Here is a 15,387-nt window from a genome sequence, read left to right as displayed (position 1 = left end):
TTGCTGTCTGGCGTACTGGTTTATGCCCGCGCACAGCTCCCAAGAACCATTCACATGCGATAACCCGTGATTATTCCACCATAGGAAATGTTTGCACGGGCAATGGCTTGTCTCCATAATTGGTATGTAATTACATGGTACATAACACGGTACAAAATCGTAGGAGCAAGCATGGCCCGGGGCGGTATAAACAAGGTTGTAGTGCAGCAGGCACGTCAGGCGCTGATTGCCCGGGGCGAGAACCCCAGCATCGATGCGATACGTATCGAGCTGGGCAACACCGGCTCCAAGACCACGATTCACCGCTATCTGAAAGAGTTGAACGGCCAGCAACCCGTGGCTTCCGAGGGCGGCATTGCACTGAGTGACGTGCTGAGCCGAATGGTCGGGCAACTGGCAACCCAGTTGCAGGACGAGGCCGACCTGAAGATCGAGCAGGCCGAAAGCGCCTTCACTCGACAGCGCGAACAGCTGGAGGCACAACTGGCCATTGCCCAGCAGGCACTGGCTGCGGCGCACCAACAGCATCAGATCGATGTGGCCGCACTGGCCGCCGAATCGGAAAAACTGCTTTCCAACCAAAGCACCCTGCAGGCCGAACAGCTGCGCAGTGCCAGCCTCAACCAGTCGCTGGGCGAGCTGCAGGTGCGCCTGGCCGACAAGGAGGAGCAGGTAAAATCACTGGAAGACAAGCACCGTCATGCCCGCGATGCGCTGGAATACTATCGCAACGCCAGCCGCGAACAGCGTGAACAGGAGCAGCGCCGCCACGAAGCGCAGCTGCAACAGTTGCAGGTGGAGGTGCGTCAACTGCAGCAAGGCATGATCGTCAAGCAGGACGAGCTGACCCGCCTGCACCGCGACAACGAGCGCTTGCTGGGTGAGCATCGCCAGGCCGCCAGCGCCTGCAGGGCGCAGGACGAATTGCTGGAGCAGCGTGATGCGCAGATCCAGGGCTTGCGCACGATCCTGGCCCAGGCGCAGGGTGCTAGCGAGGAAATGCGTCGGCAGCTGGATGTGCAGGCACAGAGCCTGGAGGCCAGGCGCGACTTGTGCACGGAACAGGCTCGCCAGTTGCGGCAGCTTGAAGAGCAACTCAAGGCACGAGACGAAGCGCTGCACCAGTGTCAGTCGCAGTTGACTGCCGCCAACGCGGCGCAGTAGCTGCGAAGAGGGCCTGTGGGAGCGGGCGTGTCGAGGCGTCGAACCGCCGCGAACACCGGCGGAGCCGGTGCCATACACCGCGTTGGGCCCTTCGCGGGCACGCCCGCTCCCACTCAGTCTTCGGCTTGTCTGGCTGCCTCCACACCTGCCGCCGATAGCTTGATGGGGTAGTTCACGCTGATCTGGTGGTCGCTGCTCACCGCCACGCTGCCATCCTGGATCAAACCGGCCTCCTGCAGGGTCTTGAGCATGCCGGCCACGGCTTTCTCGCCCCGGTAGTTGTCCAGCACTTCCTTGCCCAACCCTTGGGGGTGAGCGTGCAACAGGCGAGTCAGCACTTCGGCTTTCAATGCATCGTTACTCATGGCGGGCCTCACTTGCCGTGTTTGGCCTGAAGCGCCTTGGCATGATCCAGATGCTGTTCGAGCTTGGGCAGGGTTTCGCTGGCAAAGGCCTTCAATTCAGCCTTGTCGGAAGATGCGGCTTCCTTCTTGAACAACTCCACCGCCTTTTCGTGAGCGTCGACCTGGTTGTTGACGTAAGACTTGTCAAACGACTCCTCTCGCCATTCCAGGATCATTTTCTTGACCTTGTCGGTTATTGCCGCCTCATCGGGTACGGAGATGTCGAGCTTGCGAGCGATGTCGCCGAGTTTCTGATTGGCCTTGGTGTGGTCGCTGACCATCTGCTGGGCAAAGGTCTTGATTTCGGCATTCTGAGTTTTTTCCAGAGCCAGCTTGCCGGTGACCACTTCGGCAATACCGGCCTCGGTAGCCGCTTCGACGAAGTCATCGGAACTCGCCGCCATTGCCTGCACCGATGCCAAGCCCAACACCATGGAAAAACCGACACGCTTGATGAAGAGACTGCTCATGCTTCACTCCTTAAACCGTGGCGCGACCTCAGTGTCGCGTACGGTTGAGGGTGAATGGGGAGCAAAGGTTTAATCTTTTTCCTGGTCGGCTGCGCCCAGGTGATGCTGAACTATAGTGAAACGCGGCGAACGCGGTAAGGCTAGGGATTTCAATGTGCGCAGCCAGGAAACAGGATGAGGACGGGCTCTTCGCGATAACCGGCGAGGGCCGGGCCGTGGCGCTGTTCCGCCTGGTACTCGCGTTCATGCTGGCGGTGATGCTCGCCTTCGTCGTGGTGGAAGGTTGGCGCATCTGGCGCGACTACCGGCACGCCTTCACCAATGCCGAGAACATGGTCTCCAACCTGGCCCGGGCCACGGCGCAGCATGCCGAAGATGCCATCCGCCAGGTCGACGCAATTACCGCGGCGCTGGCCGAGCGCCTGGAAGGCGACGGCTTCGAGCACATCGACCGGCCGCGTCTGCATACCTTGCTGGTCCAGCAGAAAAGCATCATGCCGCAGTTGCACGGGTTGTTCGTGTATGGCCCGGATGGCAGCTGGATCGTTACCGACCAGGCGGTAGTCCCGCCCAATGCCAACAATGCCGACCGCGACTACTTCATCTACCACCGCGAGCATACCGACCGCAGGGTCCACATCGGCTCGGTGGTGCGCAGCCGTTCTACTGGCGACCTGATCATCCCCATTTCGCGGCGCCTGCAATACGCCGATGGCAGCTTCGCCGGGGTGTTGCTGGGCACCATCAAGGTGGACTGGTTCGTACGCTACTACGGCGACTTCAAGATCGACGAACGCGGCGCGCTGGTACTGGCCAAGCGCGACGGCACTATCCTGGTACGGCGGCCGTTCGTCGAACAGGTGATTGGCCGCAGCCTTAGCAGCAGCGAGATCTTCCGCAAGCACCTGCCGCATGCAAGCGAAGGGGTGGCCGAGGCGGTCGCCGTGGTGGACGGTACGCCACGGCTGTATGGCTATCGCGCGCTGGCCAGTTACCCGTTGGTGGTGGAGGCCGGCTTGTCGCGGGAATCGATCGTCGCGCCCTGGCGGCACGATGCGATCAAGTCGGTGGCAGTGTTGCTGCTGTTGCTGGTGGGGCTGGCAGCGTTTGGTGGTGTGGTGTTGCGCCAGTTACGCGAGCGTATTGTCATCGAGCGGGCGCTGCACCAGGCACACCAGACCCTCAAGGCCCTGGCACTGACCGACAGCCTGACCGGCCTGGGTAACCGCAGGCGGCTGGATGCAGTGTTCGAGCCGGAGTTGCGTCGGGCACGACGCCAGGGCTACTCGCTGGCGCTGGTGATGCTCGACCTGGATTACTTCAAGGCCTACAACGACCGTTACGGGCACCCAGCGGGCGACCAGTGCCTGCGGCGCTTTGCCGAGGTGCTGCAGCAGGCACTGAAGCGGCCGGCCGACCTGGCTGTGCGCTATGGGGGCGAGGAGTTCACACTGCTGCTCCCCGATACCGATGCCCGCGGGGCGGAGCTGCTGGTGCAGGAAGTGCAACAGCTGTTGCGGCGTCAGATGCTGGAGCATGCAGGTAGCCCACTGGGGCGGGTGTCGTGCAGTGCGGGGATTGCGGTGGGTGACCTGGCGCGGGAGGGGGTGACGGCCGAGCGCCTTATGGCGGCAGCGGATGCGGCGCTGTACCAGGCCAAGCGCCGGGGTCGGGACGGGTATTGCCTGGCAGAACGTGCAGTGGTGGGCGTAGATGAATAAAGGCCCTCGGTTGCCTGTACCGGCCCCATCGCCGGCAAGCCAGCTCCCACAGGGACCGCGCAGTGCCAAAGAGATGCACATTACCTGTGGGAGATTGCCCATCCCTTTTGGGCTGCGCTGTAGCGCAGAGAACAAATATCGCTCGTCTGACGCGTCCTTTGTAGGAGCAGCCTTGTGCTGCGAAGAGGCCGGTACAAGCAATAGACAGGCTTTGTCAGTACTGGCCTCTTCGCAGCACAAGGCTGCTCCTACAGAGCCTCGCCGAACCAATGAGTCATGTGTTGTTCTATGAGAGCTGGCTTGCCGGCGATGGGCTGCAAAGCAGCCCCGGGGTCTAAATATCTAAGCCAAGGCGCATCGCACAACGGCCCGCAAGCCCTTGGGCAAGCTCATCGGCCAGAATCTGCTGCAAGCGTGCATCCAGCAGCCCCTCACCGATCACCTCGAACCCCAACTGCGCATAGAACGGCGCATTCCATGGAACATCGGCAAAGGTGGTCAAGGTCAGCTCCCGCGCCCCCACATGGCGCGCCGCATCGACCACCTGCTGCAACAGCTTGCGCCCGACACCTTGCCCCTGGGCCTCCCGGCGCACCGAAATTTCATGAAGATGCAGCGCCTGATCCTCGAACCGGGCACAGGCAAACCCCAGAATGCGCCCATCTGGCCCCTCGGCCACCCAGCTCCCGCCAGCTTCGACAAATGCCTGATGGGCGCCGCAGTCCATCACATCTCCTTGCGCCAGCCATGCCAGCGCCGGCCAGGCGGCAAAGGCCTGGGCAGCCGAGCGCTCGACGTCCGGGAGCCATTGAATATCGCGCTCAAGGGTAGGGCGGATGCGCATCAATCATTCCTTTTCAAGTTGTACGTCCTGGTCTGCCGCCAGCACCTGCGGCTGCAATTGCAGCGCACCGAGCTTACACCTTTCGTCAACCGGTCACGCCTGCATGGAAAAAAACGCGGGCAATCGGTACCCTTGCGCCTTCCCTTGCCATCCCCCGGACCGTTCCATGCTGTTCAATCTCGCCGTACTGTTCGGCACCCTGGTGGCCATGGAGGGCGTTGGCACGCTGGCTCACAAGTACATCATGCATGGCTGGGGCTGGTGGTTGCACCGCTCGCACCATGAGCCGCAACTGGGCATGCTCGAAACCAATGACCTGTACCTGGTGGCCCTGGGGCTGATCGCCACGCTGCTGGTGGCCCTGGGCAAGGGTGGTTTTGCGCCCTTGCAGTGGGTGGGTGGCGGCGTGGCGGGGTACGGCGTGCTGTATGTCGTGGCCCACGATGGGTTCTTTCATCGGCATTGGCCACGCAAGCCACGGCCGGTCAACCGCTACCTCAAGCGCCTGCACCGCGCACACCGGTTGCATCATGCGGTGAAGGGGAGAACGGGGAGTGTGTCGTTCGGGTTCTTCTATGCACCGCCGTTGAAGGTGCTGAAGCAGCAGTTGCGGCACAAGCGCAGCCAGTTGTGACAGGGCCTGGCAGAGCAGCCCACGATGATGCAACTGCACATGACTCATTGAGTCAGCAGGGACACTGTGGGAGCGGCTTCAGCCGCGAACACCGGCGCAGCCGGTGCCATGCACCGAGTTGGATTCTTCGCGGGTAAACCCGCTCCCACAGGGTACGTGGAAAGGCCCTCAATTCACCGTTTCACCCTTGGGCTGCGCCGCCACATGCCCGCGGCTCACCCACCAGCCAAACGCCGCCGCGGTGAAGAACATGATCAGGCTGTACAGCGCCGCCGGCACCGCCATGGTGGCGTTGTTCAGCAGCGAAGGGCTCAATGCCAGAGCAATCGCCAAGGTGCCGTTATGGATGCCGATCTCCATGCCGATCGCAATCGCCTGGCGCTTGGGAATGTTCAGCAGGCGTGGTACCCAGTAGCCCACGCCCAGGCTCAGCAGGTTGAACAGCAGCGCGGCCAGGCCCACCACCGGCGCGTAGGCAACCACGGTCTGCCAGTCCTTGGCCAGCGCCAGGACGATGGTGAACACCAGGAACAACGCAGCCACCAGCTTCATTGGCTTCTCCATGCGCGCGGCGAAGGCGGGTGCAAAGCGGCGAACCAGCATGCCCAGCGCCACCGGCAGCAGGACGATGGCAAACACCTGCATCACCTTGGCAAACTGCAGCGGTATGGCCTGGTCCGATGCCATGAACCAGCTCAGCGACAGGTTCACCAGCAGTGGCATGGTCAGGATCGCGATCAGCGAGTTGACTGCCGTCAGGGTGATATTCAATGCCACATCGCCATGAGCCAGGTGGCTGAACAGGTTGGCCGTGGTGCCGCCCGGCGAGGCGGCCAGCAGCATCAGCCCCACCGCCAGCGCCGACTCCAGGCCAAAACCGTTGGCGATCAGGAAGCACACCAGCGGCAGCAGCAGGATCTGGCAAACCAGGCCTACCACCACCGGCTTGGGGTACTTCACCACGCGGGCGAAGTCGGCCAGGGTCAGCGATAACCCGAGACCGAGCATGATGATGCCCAGGGCCAGCGGCAGAAAAGCGGTGAGCAAAGGGGAGGCGGTCATGGGCGGTCTCTCGGGCGAAGGATCCGGTGGAGTGTAGGTCGGCCCTGATTGATAGCTAATCGCAAAACGCCAGCCCTTGGTAACCGTTTGTTACCGAGCGCAGCGCCCAGCGAGGCTGTATGCCGCGTTGCAGCAGGCCTGCAGGCGCAGTAGCATTCCTGTTTTTACCGAGGATTAGCCTGTCATGCCGTTCCAGCAAGGTCTGCTTGCCACCCCGGTGCCGGCCCACGCCCGTCACCTGTTCTTCTCCCTGCAGTCGCCCGAGGCCCTGCCTGCCGCCCTGGATGCCTTGCTGCCGCAGGTCGATGGCGAACAGCTGATTCTGGGTGTCGGCGCCCCGCTGGCCAAGGCCCTGGGCCGTGACGTACCTGGCTTGCGCACCTTCCCTCAGCTGGATGCTGCCGTGGAGAACCCCAGCACCCAACACGCCCTGTGGCTGTGGCTGCGTGGCGACGAGCGCGGTGACCTGCTGCTGCGGGCCCAGGCCCTTGAGCTGGCATTGGCTCCGGCCCTGCGCCTGGCCGACAGCGTCGATGGCTTCCTGCACCGTGGCGGCCATGACCTGACCGGCTATGAGGACGGCACCGAAAACCCGGTGGACGAAGAGGCCGTGCAGGCGGCAATTGGCGCCGATGGCTCCAGCTTTGCCGCGTTCCAGCTGTGGAAGCACGACCTGGAGTACTTCAAGTCGCTGCCCCAGGCTGACCAGGACAACATCATCGGCCGGCGCCTTAGCGACAACGAAGAGCTCGACGACGCCCCCGAGTCCGCCCACGTCAAGCGCACGGCCCAGGAAAGTTTCGAACCAGAAGCGTTCATGGTCCGTCGTTCGGTGGCCTGGGCAGACCAACGGGGCGCTGGCCTGGCCTTCGTGGCCCTGGGCCACAGCTTCGATGCGTTCGAGGTGCAGCTGCGGCGCATGAGCGGCCTGGAGGACGGCATCATCGACGGCCTGTACCGCTTCAGCCGGCCACTGACCGGTGGATACTACTGGTGTCCGCCGATGAGCGAGACGGGTGTCGACCTGAGCCTGTTGCTGCAAGCCTGATCGCTAAACATCCAGATACAGAAACACCGGACGCAGCCGGGGGCAGCGGCTAGCCTTGAAAGTTTCCGCTTCATGACGGGAGCTTTTCCATGTACGCACGTCGTGATGTCCTACGTGCGGGTGCCACCTTGGGCTTGCTGGCCGCCAGCCCCTGGTTGCACGCCGCTGCCCCGGCGGGTTTGCTGACCCGCCAAGTGCCGAGCACCGGTGAAGCGCTGCCGGTGATCGGCGCCGGTACCTCCGGCAGTTTCGAAGTGCAAGCCGGTTCCGCCCAGTACCAGCAGCTGAAAGTTGTACTGCAGGCGTTCTTCGAAGGCGGTGGCCGGGTTATCGACACCTCGCCCAACTACGGCGGCGCCGACAGCATTCTCGGCCAGCTGCTGGAAGAGGGCGGCTGGCACCGGCAATGCTTCATTGCCACCAAGATCGCCGCCGACAACCGGGCAGACGCCGAAGCGCAATGGGCCGGCAGCCTCGCGAGCCTGCGCACCGACAAGGTCGACTTGCTGCAGATCCACAACCTGCGCGACTGGCAGACCCAGCTGCCTTATGCCCGCGAATTGAAGCAGCAGGGCAAGACCCGCTATGTCGGCATCACCCATTACCTGAACAGTGGCCAGGACGAGGTAGCCCGCATCGTGCGCAGCGAGCCGCTGGATTTCATCCAGATCAACTACTCGGTCAATGCCCCCGACGCCGCCCGCGAACTGCTGCCGCTGTGCCAGGACAAGGGCGTCGCCGTGCTGGTCAACCGGGCGTTCGACGATGGCCGCCTGTTCGCCCGGGTGAAGGACCAGGCCTTGCCCGGCTGGGCCGCAGAGGCGGGTGTCGGCAGCTGGGCGCAGCTGTTTCTCAAGTTCGCCATCAGTCACCCGGCGGTGACCACGGTCATCCCCGCGACCAGCCGGCCCGAGCGCCAACTTGACCAGCTCAAGGCCGGGCACGGGCCGTTGCTGACCCAGGCGCAGCAACAGGCGCTGATCAAGCAGTTTGCCTGACACCATGGCAGCCTGGCGGCGGCGCCTGGACCAGGGGCTGAACATCCAGCCCGGCGAAGGGCCAGCGGTGATCGCCGGTTTGCTGCTGTTCTACCTGTTGTTCACTGGCTATTTCATGCTGCGCCCGGTGCGCGAAACCATGGGCGTCGCCGGTGGCGTGGACAACCTGCAATGGCTGTTCACCGGCACCTTCATCACCACCCTGGCGTGCCTGCCGCTGTTTGGCTGGCTGGCCTCCAAGGTGCAGCGCCGGTACATCCTGCCCTGGACCTACGGCTTTTTCGCCAGCAACCTGCTGCTGTTCGCCGTGCTGTTCGCCCGCAATCCGGAAGCTTCATGGGCGGCGCGGGCCTTCTACATCTGGTTGTCGGTGTTCAACCTGCTGAGCATATCGCTGGCCTGGAGCGTGCTCGCCGACCTGTTTTCCACGGCACAAGGCAAGCGCCTGTTCGGTCTGCTGGCGGCCGGGGCCAGCCTGGGTGGGCTCAGCGGCCCCATCCTGGGCACGCTGCTGGTAGCGCCGCTGGGCCATGCCGGCTTGCTGGTGCTGGCCGCAGCGCTTCTTTTGGGCAGCATTGGCGCTACGTTGTACTTGCAACGCTGGCGAAAGCTCAACCCTCTACCGGCGCAAGCCGAGCGGGCGGATTCCCGGCCACTGGGCGGCAACCCGTTTGCCGGTGCCACTGCCGTACTGCGCTCGCCCTATCTGTTGGGCATTGCCCTGTTCGTGGTGTTGCTCGCCAGTGTCAGCACCTTCCTGTATTTCGAGCAGGCACGCATCGTCAGCGAAACCTTCACCGACCGTACCCGGCAAACCCAGGTGTTCGGCCTGATTGACAGCGTGGTACAGGCCCTGGCCATCCTCACCCAGGTGTTCCTCACCGGTCGCCTGGCCCGCCGGCTGGGGGTGGGCGTGCTGCTGGTGGCGGTGCCGCTGGTGATGGCTGCGGGCTTCCTGTGGCTGGCACTGGCCCCGGTGTTCGCCGTGTTCGTGGTGGTGATGGTGGTGCGTCGGGCCGGTGAGTACGCGCTGGTGCGGCCGGGGCGGGAGATGCTGTTTACCGTGCTGCCCGCCGAGGACAAGTACAAGGCCAAGAACTTCATCGACACCGTGGTCTACCGCGGCGGTGATGCGTTGAGTGGTTGGCTCAAACGCGCGCTGGACGTGATGGGCGAGTATCCGCAACTGGCGATGTTGATCGGTACGTTGATTGCCTTGGGTTGGGCGCTGACCGGCGGGGTGCTGGGAAGGCGACAGGCACGCCTGGAAAGCACATCGCGCGACTGACAGGCGCGCCAAATATGCTGATGCCGCTTATTTAATGCCGCTGGTCAGAACGCTTCGCATTAAACCGAATCCGCCGAAATGACCGAACTCCCAACAGGTGTACGGCGGGTAATGCCGTGCATTCCGAAGTCATACGAGGTTTAAGACCATGGCCAACAAAGAGAACAGCCGCACCGGCAACCAGCAAGGCAGCCAGGGTGGCAACAAGAACCCGGGCAACTTTGCCAATGACCGCGAAAAAGCCTCCGAAGCTGGGCGCAAGGGCGGCCAGCAATCCGGTGGTGGCCGTACCAGCGAATCGGGCCGCAAGGGCGGCCGTTCGTAAGTGAGCCTACGCAGTGCCCGGGTGATCGGGCACTGCGATTCTGCACATAAGGAGAACCCCATGCGATTGATCCCCCTGATAGCGCTGGTGGGCACGCTTGGCTTGCTGGGTGGCTGTTTCGACCGGGACAACGACCACCCGGCAAAGGATGCCGACCAAAGCAAACCTTCGCTGCAGATGCAGCAACCCGGCGACAAACCCGCTACCCAACCGGCGCCGGACCCTGAACCGATGCCCGGGCAGAAACCCAGCCAATAAAACGCGGACAAGGACTACGGCATGACGGTAATGACCCGCAAGACCGGCGCGGTGATACCGGCTTCGGCAACTGGGCCAAGCCTGAAGGAGCGTTACCACAAGCTGCTCGTGAGCCAAGACACCACGAGCACAGCCTGGCTGAGCGAACAATTGGCACGCGCGCAGCGTTTGCCGGATGACCTGCCTGCCGATCCTGCTCAGCTGGAAGCCTGGAGCGCCGGCCATGCAAGCCAGGTGGCCGAAGCCTATGCCAGTTACCTCGAACAACGCCGCCAAGGCGCACCTCGGCGCTACTTTGCCAACCGCGCACAGGCGTTGTGGTTCCTGCAACAAGTGGCGCCAACCAAGGCAGTGGACGGGGCATGGCTGCACAGCACCTTGCGCCACTGGGGCGATCCGCGCTATCACGGCCTGATCCGCACCTACCTGGAAGAACTGGGTGGCGGTGATCCGCGCTGCAACCATGTGCTGATCTACCAACGGCTGTTGAGCCGGCTGGGTTGCCTGGGCCTGCCTGAACTGGACGACCAGCGTTACCTGCAAGGAGCCTTGCAGTTGGCATTGGGGCGCAATGGCGATGATTTTCTTCCCGAGCTGATCGGCTACAACATGGGCTATGAACAACCACCGTTGCATTTGCTCATTACTACTTACGAACTGGCGGAAGTGGGCATCGATGGCCATTATTTCCAGCTTCACGTGACCATCGACAACGCGGCCAGCGGGCATGCGCATCTGTCCATCCAGGCGCTACGCCAATTCTGCCCGGTCGACGACGCTGGCCAGTTCTACCAGCGGGTGCGCAGCGGGTACCGCTTGAATGACCTGGGGCTTGATACACCCAGCCTGATCAGCAGCTTCGATCTTGAATCCGAGCTGCTGTCGGCACTGGAGCGCAAGCGCAATTTTGGCCAGTTCATGCATTCCGACCATTGCCGCTTGCAAAAACGCACCGTCAACCAATGGCTGGCCGAGCCCGGTGCCATGCCCGCGTTTCTGAAAGCCTTGCAGGCACAGGGCTGGATCCGCCGTGGTGAAGCACCCGCCAACAGCCGCTGGTGGGGACTCATCGATGGCCCCTCGGCACCGATGTATGGCGTGTTCACGGCGTATGAAAAACAGCTATGGCACGACTGGATCGCTGCAGGCTTGCAAGCCCGCGGGCGTCGCGTGCTGCCTGGCAGCTGGGAGGTGCAGGTGGAATCGGATGATACGCTCGCGACTCCTGCCCCGGACGCCGATATCCAGACGTTGATCGACACGATGTCCGGTAACCGTCATGCGACACCGGAAGGGTTGCTGGCCACCCGGCGCTACTTGCGTGCTACCGGCCTGAATCAGGAGGTAACCCGCTGATGCTGCTCGATCCACAACAAATCCAGGCTGACCAGGCAATGCTGCAATTGGGCAGGCGCCTGCGCGCCGACGGCTACCGCTTCACCTGTGTCACACCGGCAACCCATGCTCGCGTGAATGCGCGCCCGGAAGCCGGGCAAGCCAGGACAGTGCGCGATGTGTTCGGCTGGAGCCGCCCGTTCCGTTCATCATTGGTTTCTGCCGATGAACTGGACCAGATGCGGCGGGCTCAGGTGCTCAAGCAGCACGGAGAACTGCTGATCAGCACCGTGCGCTGGTCCACGATCGACGACCTGCTGCTGCTGCACTCTGCTTACCCCACCGAGGAAACCGACGCAGTGTTTCTCGGCCCCGACAGTTACCGTTTCGCCCAAGTGATTCACGATCACCTGCAACGCACCCCCAAGCGTGTCGAGCATGCCGTGGATATCGGGTGCGGCACGGGTGTCGGCGCCTTGCTGATCGCCCGCGCGGCGCCCCATGCCCATGTCAGCGCCGTGGATATCAACCCGCTCGCGCTGCGTTACACCGCGATCAACGCGGCATTGGCGGGCTTGAGCAATGTTTCCGTGGAACCCAGTGACCTGCTCGACGGCATTACCGGGCTGTTCGACCTTATCGTTGCCAACCCGCCGTACATGCTGGATGCCTGCCAACGTACCTATCGGCATGGCGGTGGTTCGCTCGGCGCGCAGCTTTCGCTGCGTATCGTCGAGCAAGCTTGCGAGCGGCTCGGCTCGGGGGGCTCGCTACTGCTATATACCGGCGTGGCGATAAGCGAAGGCCGTGATGCCTTGCTCGAAGCCATTCGCCTGCGCCTGGCGGGCCCGGAATGGTCCTGGGTATATCGGGAAATCGACCCGGACGTGTTTGGCGAGCAACTGAACGAACCCGGTTACGAGCAGGTCGAGCGCATCGCCGCGGTGGTGCTCACAGTCACCCGCAACAGCTGAGGCAGCATGGCCCGACCCTGCACGTTCGGCATCGAGGAAGAATACCTGCTGGTGAACCTGGACACGGGGCAGGTGCCAGCCACACCTTCGCCAGCCGTGCTCGGGCGTTGTCGCAAGGCGCTGGGCCAGCATTTTGCCCAGGAAATGTTCCGCAGCCAGATCGAGGTGGCCTCGCCGGTGTTCGCCAACCTGTTCGAGGCACGCGAGTTCTTCCAGCACAGCCGCCAGCGGCTGAACACAGCGCTGGCCGAAGAGGGCATGGGCCTGTACGGCGCGGCAAGCCACCCCAATGCCGCCTGGCTGCGTCAGAAACCTGCAGCCCCTGCGCATTACCAGCAACTGTTCGCTGACTACCGGCATGTGGCGCGGCGTAGCCTGCTCAACGGCCTGCATGTTCACGTGGGCGTACCGCCAGGTTGCGACCGCATCCAATTGATCAACCGTGTTCTGGGCTGGCTGCCTCTGTTGCTGGTGCTGAGCACGTCATCCCCGCTGTGGGCAGGCCAGTGCACCGGCTACATGAGCTACCGGCGGGTAATTTGCGGGGAGTGGCCGCACATGGGTTTGCCCGAGCCGTTGCCGGACTGGGCTGCCTACGAGCGCTACCGTGCATTGCTGCAACGCACAGGGTCGCTGGCCGCGGATGGCGACTTCTGGTGGGCGATCCGGCCTTCACGGCGCTTCCCGACGGTCGAACTGCGCATCTGCGATGGCTGCCCGCGGCTGGAGGACGCGCTGTGCATCGCCGCGCTATTTCGTCACCTGGTCGAGCACAGCATCGTGTACCGGCACGACTCGTCCGCCTGCAACCGCGAGCAGCGCTGGATCACCCAGGAAAACTACTGGCGCGCCATGCGCCATGGGCGCCAGGGCGAGTTCATTGGCCTGCATGAGCAGCAGCCGGTCACGGCCGCAGGTTGGTTGGCCCAGTTGCAGGAACAGTTGCCGATCGACACTGTAGACGCCGAACGCGCCTTCCTGCATGCACAACGCCTGCTGCGCGATGGCACCCATGCCGACCAGCAGCTGCAATGCCTGGCCCAGGCCAGCGCTGCAGGCTTGGGCAGGGCGCAGGCATTGCGAGCCGTGGTGGCCGCCGGGGCTTGCAATTAGCCGGGGTTGACCGAAAATGGCCGCGCCTTTCGCAGCCACCCGGAACCACCTGCGCCATGATGCTGATCAAGCAATTCCCCGACATTTCCCTGGACGACACGTTGTTTGTCTTCGCCCTCGAAGCCGAGGCCGGCGATGTATTCGCTGACGTCAACACCGTGTTCACCGGCATCGGCAAGGTCAATGCCGCCATCGCCCTGACCAAGGCCATTGCTGCGCGCCGGCCCAGGCTGATCGTCAACCTCGGCTCGGCCGGCAGCCAGCGCCATGGCAAGGGCGAGGTGGTGTGCTGCACCCGCTTCGTGCAGCGCGACATGGACGTGACCCCACTGGGCTTCGCCCGTTACCAGACACCTTTGTCGGACATCCCGGTGGTGCTGGAGCATGGGGCGCAGATCCCCGGCCTGCCCCTGGAGACCTGCGGCAGTGGTGACAGCTTCGAGATCAACCATGGCGATGCACCCTATGACGTGGTCGACATGGAAGCCTACGTGCTGGCGCTGATCGCGCGCAGCGAAGGCATCCCGTTCGTGTGCCTGAAGTACATTTCCGATGATGCCGGCAGTGACGCGGCGCAGGACTGGGCGGTACAGGTGCACCTGGCTGCCGAGGCCTTCAGGCGGGTGCTGTTTAGCCCGGTGTGACCGCTGGTCGGTGTTTGGGCCAGTCGAAAAAAACCATCGATGAGGGCTCTCCTCGAAAACGGTAGGACGGCCTTCGCGGGCAAGCCCGCGAATGGGCCAACACCGGTACACCAGAGGAGAGGCCCCATGCCTGGCAAACCCCACGACCAGTTCAGCATGCAGAACCCGCTGACCCAGTACCCGCATCCACCATTCCCGGCCCAAGGCCAACCAGCACCGGGGCTGGATGCCAACATGCAGCCCGAGCCGGACCACGGCGAAACCACCTACAAGGGTTTTGGCCGCCTGGCAGGGCGCAAGGCGCTGATCACCGGTGCGGATTCGGGCATCGGCCGTGCAGTGGCCATCGCCTTTGCCCGTGAGGGTGCCGACATTGCCCTCAACTACATGCCCATCGAGCAACCCGATGCCCGCGAAGTCATCAAGCTGATTGAAGCCGAAGGCCGCAAGGTGGTGGCAATTGCCGGTGACCTGAAGGATGAGCAGTTCTGCAAGGAGCTGGTCGACCAGGCCCATGAGCAACTTGGCGGGCTGGACATCCTGGTCAACGTCGCCGGCAAGCAGGAAGCGCGCAAGGACATCAGCCAGATCAGCCACGAACAGTTCGATCACACCCTGAAAACCAACGTCTACGCGCTGTTCTGGCTGTGCCAGGCGGCCGTGCCGCTGATGCCGGCGGGGGCGACCATCATCAATACCGCCTCGATCCAGTCCTACCAGCCTTCGGCCACCTTGCTCGACTATGCCACCACCAAGGCCGCGATCGTCGCCTTCACCAAGGCCTTGGCCAAGCAGGTGATCGAGCGCGGCATCAGGGTCAATGCCGTGGCCCCGGGGCCCATCTGGACCGTGTTGCAGCCCAGTGGCGGCCAACCGCCGGAGAAAATTCCCGAGTTCGGCGCACAAACGCCGATGAAGCGACCGGGGCAACCCGCCGAGTGTGCGCCGGTGTATGTGTTGCTGGCCAGCCAGGAGTCCAGCTACATCACCGGCGAGGTGTTCGGCGTGACCGGCGGCAACCCGCTGCCGTAGGGCGGGGCGGCTAAACCTTCGCCGCCCGTTGCAGTCGATTCAGGTATTGGCAGGCAACCCTGGGAGCACCTTC

17 protein-coding genes are annotated in these 15,387 nt (G+C 63.4%); 13 read left to right on the top strand and 4 right to left on the bottom strand.

The annotated features are described in order from the left end of the window. Window positions 1-171 precede the first annotated feature (171 nt). Entirely contained in the window at window positions 172-1,164 is a 993-nt protein-coding gene (locus tag E5221_RS14510; RefSeq protein WP_247845858.1) for a DNA-binding protein, read from the top strand. A gap of 113 nt (window positions 1,165-1,277) precedes the next feature. Here the strand turns inward: E5221_RS14510 and E5221_RS14505 are convergent, their stop codons facing one another. Continuing rightward, window positions 1,278-1,529 carry a hypothetical protein gene (locus E5221_RS14505; protein ID WP_075045200.1) on the bottom strand — a complete coding sequence of 84 codons (252 nt, stop codon included), beginning with the start codon at window positions 1,527-1,529 and terminating at the stop codon, window positions 1,278-1,280. An 8-nt stretch (window positions 1,530-1,537) separates the two neighbouring features. Next, window positions 1,538-2,038 carry a DUF4142 domain-containing protein gene (locus tag E5221_RS14500; protein WP_247845857.1) on the bottom strand — a complete coding sequence of 167 codons (501 nt, stop codon included), beginning with the start codon at window positions 2,036-2,038 and terminating at the stop codon, window positions 1,538-1,540. Between the two features lie 152 nt (window positions 2,039-2,190). Between E5221_RS14500 and E5221_RS14495 the strand changes: the two genes are divergently transcribed. Then, window positions 2,191-3,759, top strand: a complete 1,569-nt coding sequence (locus E5221_RS14495) for a sensor domain-containing diguanylate cyclase (RefSeq protein ID WP_247845856.1) — start codon at window positions 2,191-2,193, stop codon at window positions 3,757-3,759. Window positions 3,760-4,093: 334 nt separating this feature from the next. Here E5221_RS14495 and E5221_RS14490 read toward each other — a convergent pair whose 3' ends face one another. Then, the gene (locus E5221_RS14490; RefSeq protein ID WP_247847742.1) at window positions 4,094-4,603 is read right to left on the bottom strand and encodes a GNAT family N-acetyltransferase; all 510 of its coding nucleotides are present in this window, start codon (window positions 4,601-4,603) and stop codon (window positions 4,094-4,096) included. A 166-nt stretch (window positions 4,604-4,769) separates the two neighbouring features. Between E5221_RS14490 and E5221_RS14485 the strand changes: the two genes are divergently transcribed. After that, the gene (locus E5221_RS14485; RefSeq protein ID WP_015270356.1) at window positions 4,770-5,237 is read left to right on the top strand and encodes a sterol desaturase family protein; all 468 of its coding nucleotides are present in this window, start codon (window positions 4,770-4,772) and stop codon (window positions 5,235-5,237) included. Window positions 5,238-5,405: 168 nt separating this feature from the next. Here E5221_RS14485 and E5221_RS14480 read toward each other — a convergent pair whose 3' ends face one another. Continuing rightward, window positions 5,406-6,299, bottom strand: a complete 894-nt coding sequence (locus tag E5221_RS14480) for a bile acid:sodium symporter family protein (protein WP_247845855.1) — start codon at window positions 6,297-6,299, stop codon at window positions 5,406-5,408. A 184-nt stretch (window positions 6,300-6,483) separates the two neighbouring features. Between E5221_RS14480 and E5221_RS14475 the strand changes: the two genes are divergently transcribed. From E5221_RS14475 to E5221_RS14430, 10 genes are all read left to right on the top strand, one after another. Next, window positions 6,484-7,347 (top strand): Dyp-type peroxidase, encoded by an 864-nt coding sequence (locus tag E5221_RS14475; RefSeq protein WP_247845854.1) that lies wholly within the window; start codon window positions 6,484-6,486, stop codon window positions 7,345-7,347. Between the two features lie 89 nt (window positions 7,348-7,436). Further along, complete coding sequence (locus tag E5221_RS14470) at window positions 7,437-8,345, top strand: aldo/keto reductase (RefSeq protein ID WP_247845853.1); 909 nt, start codon at window positions 7,437-7,439, stop codon at window positions 8,343-8,345. Window positions 8,346-8,349: 4 nt separating this feature from the next. Continuing rightward, window positions 8,350-9,633, top strand: coding sequence for an MFS transporter (locus E5221_RS14465; RefSeq protein WP_247845852.1), 1,284 nt, complete (start codon window positions 8,350-8,352; stop codon window positions 9,631-9,633). 148 nt (window positions 9,634-9,781) lie between these two features. Continuing rightward, window positions 9,782-9,958 carry a KGG domain-containing protein gene (locus E5221_RS14460; protein ID WP_003259933.1) on the top strand — a complete coding sequence of 59 codons (177 nt, stop codon included), beginning with the start codon at window positions 9,782-9,784 and terminating at the stop codon, window positions 9,956-9,958. 60 nt (window positions 9,959-10,018) lie between these two features. After that, window positions 10,019-10,216, top strand: coding sequence for a hypothetical protein (locus E5221_RS14455; protein ID WP_039613375.1), 198 nt, complete (start codon window positions 10,019-10,021; stop codon window positions 10,214-10,216). A gap of 21 nt (window positions 10,217-10,237) precedes the next feature. Then, entirely contained in the window at window positions 10,238-11,572 is a 1,335-nt protein-coding gene (locus tag E5221_RS14450) for an iron-containing redox enzyme family protein (RefSeq protein ID WP_247845851.1), read from the top strand. Next, window positions 11,572-12,525 (top strand): class I SAM-dependent methyltransferase, encoded by a 954-nt coding sequence (locus tag E5221_RS14445; protein WP_247845850.1) that lies wholly within the window; start codon window positions 11,572-11,574, stop codon window positions 12,523-12,525. The genes E5221_RS14450 and E5221_RS14445 overlap by 1 nt, the downstream gene beginning before the upstream one ends. Before the next feature lie 6 nt (window positions 12,526-12,531). Then, window positions 12,532-13,638 (top strand): carboxylate-amine ligase, encoded by a 1,107-nt coding sequence (locus E5221_RS14440; RefSeq protein WP_182329311.1) that lies wholly within the window; start codon window positions 12,532-12,534, stop codon window positions 13,636-13,638. A gap of 56 nt (window positions 13,639-13,694) precedes the next feature. Then, window positions 13,695-14,282: a nucleosidase gene (locus tag E5221_RS14435; protein WP_061551227.1), complete on the top strand. Its 588-nt coding sequence runs from the start codon at window positions 13,695-13,697 to the stop codon at window positions 14,280-14,282. 126 nt (window positions 14,283-14,408) lie between these two features. Continuing rightward, the gene (locus E5221_RS14430; protein WP_247845849.1) at window positions 14,409-15,314 is read left to right on the top strand and encodes an SDR family oxidoreductase; all 906 of its coding nucleotides are present in this window, start codon (window positions 14,409-14,411) and stop codon (window positions 15,312-15,314) included. Window positions 15,315-15,387 lie beyond the last annotated feature (73 nt).

Origin of the sequence: Pseudomonas sp. A2 (assembly GCF_023100865.1) — a bacterium.
Classification (GTDB): Bacteria; Pseudomonadota; Gammaproteobacteria; order Pseudomonadales; family Pseudomonadaceae; genus Aquipseudomonas; species Aquipseudomonas asiatica.
This window is presented reverse-complemented; position numbering and strand designations above follow the sequence as displayed.

Bases quoted from the DNA above. Each gene is read 5' to 3' on its own strand.
- E5221_RS14455 (WP_039613375.1), top strand. From the start codon at position 10,019: ATGCGATTGATCCCCCTGATAGCGCTGGTGGGCACGCTTGGCTTGCTG.
- E5221_RS14490 (WP_247847742.1), bottom strand. From the start codon at position 4,603: ATGCGCATCCGCCCTACCCTTGAGCGCGATATTCAATGGCTCCCGGAC.
- E5221_RS14430 (WP_247845849.1), top strand. From the start codon at position 14,409: ATGCCTGGCAAACCCCACGACCAGTTCAGCATGCAGAACCCGCTGACC.
- E5221_RS14500 (WP_247845857.1), bottom strand. From the start codon at position 2,038: ATGAGCAGTCTCTTCATCAAGCGTGTCGGTTTTTCCATGGTGTTGGGC.
- E5221_RS14460 (WP_003259933.1), top strand. From the start codon at position 9,782: ATGGCCAACAAAGAGAACAGCCGCACCGGCAACCAGCAAGGCAGCCAG.
- E5221_RS14495 (WP_247845856.1), top strand. From the start codon at position 2,191: ATGTGCGCAGCCAGGAAACAGGATGAGGACGGGCTCTTCGCGATAACC.
- E5221_RS14510 (WP_247845858.1), top strand. From the start codon at position 172: ATGGCCCGGGGCGGTATAAACAAGGTTGTAGTGCAGCAGGCACGTCAG.
- E5221_RS14465 (WP_247845852.1), top strand. From the start codon at position 8,350: ATGGCAGCCTGGCGGCGGCGCCTGGACCAGGGGCTGAACATCCAGCCC.
- E5221_RS14440 (WP_182329311.1), top strand. From the start codon at position 12,532: ATGGCCCGACCCTGCACGTTCGGCATCGAGGAAGAATACCTGCTGGTG.
- E5221_RS14470 (WP_247845853.1), top strand. From the start codon at position 7,437: ATGTACGCACGTCGTGATGTCCTACGTGCGGGTGCCACCTTGGGCTTG.
- E5221_RS14485 (WP_015270356.1), top strand. From the start codon at position 4,770: ATGCTGTTCAATCTCGCCGTACTGTTCGGCACCCTGGTGGCCATGGAG.
- E5221_RS14445 (WP_247845850.1), top strand. From the start codon at position 11,572: ATGCTGCTCGATCCACAACAAATCCAGGCTGACCAGGCAATGCTGCAA.
- E5221_RS14505 (WP_075045200.1), bottom strand. From the start codon at position 1,529: ATGAGTAACGATGCATTGAAAGCCGAAGTGCTGACTCGCCTGTTGCAC.
- E5221_RS14475 (WP_247845854.1), top strand. From the start codon at position 6,484: ATGCCGTTCCAGCAAGGTCTGCTTGCCACCCCGGTGCCGGCCCACGCC.
- E5221_RS14480 (WP_247845855.1), bottom strand. From the start codon at position 6,299: ATGACCGCCTCCCCTTTGCTCACCGCTTTTCTGCCGCTGGCCCTGGGC.
- E5221_RS14450 (WP_247845851.1), top strand. From the start codon at position 10,238: ATGACGGTAATGACCCGCAAGACCGGCGCGGTGATACCGGCTTCGGCA.
- E5221_RS14435 (WP_061551227.1), top strand. From the start codon at position 13,695: ATGATGCTGATCAAGCAATTCCCCGACATTTCCCTGGACGACACGTTG.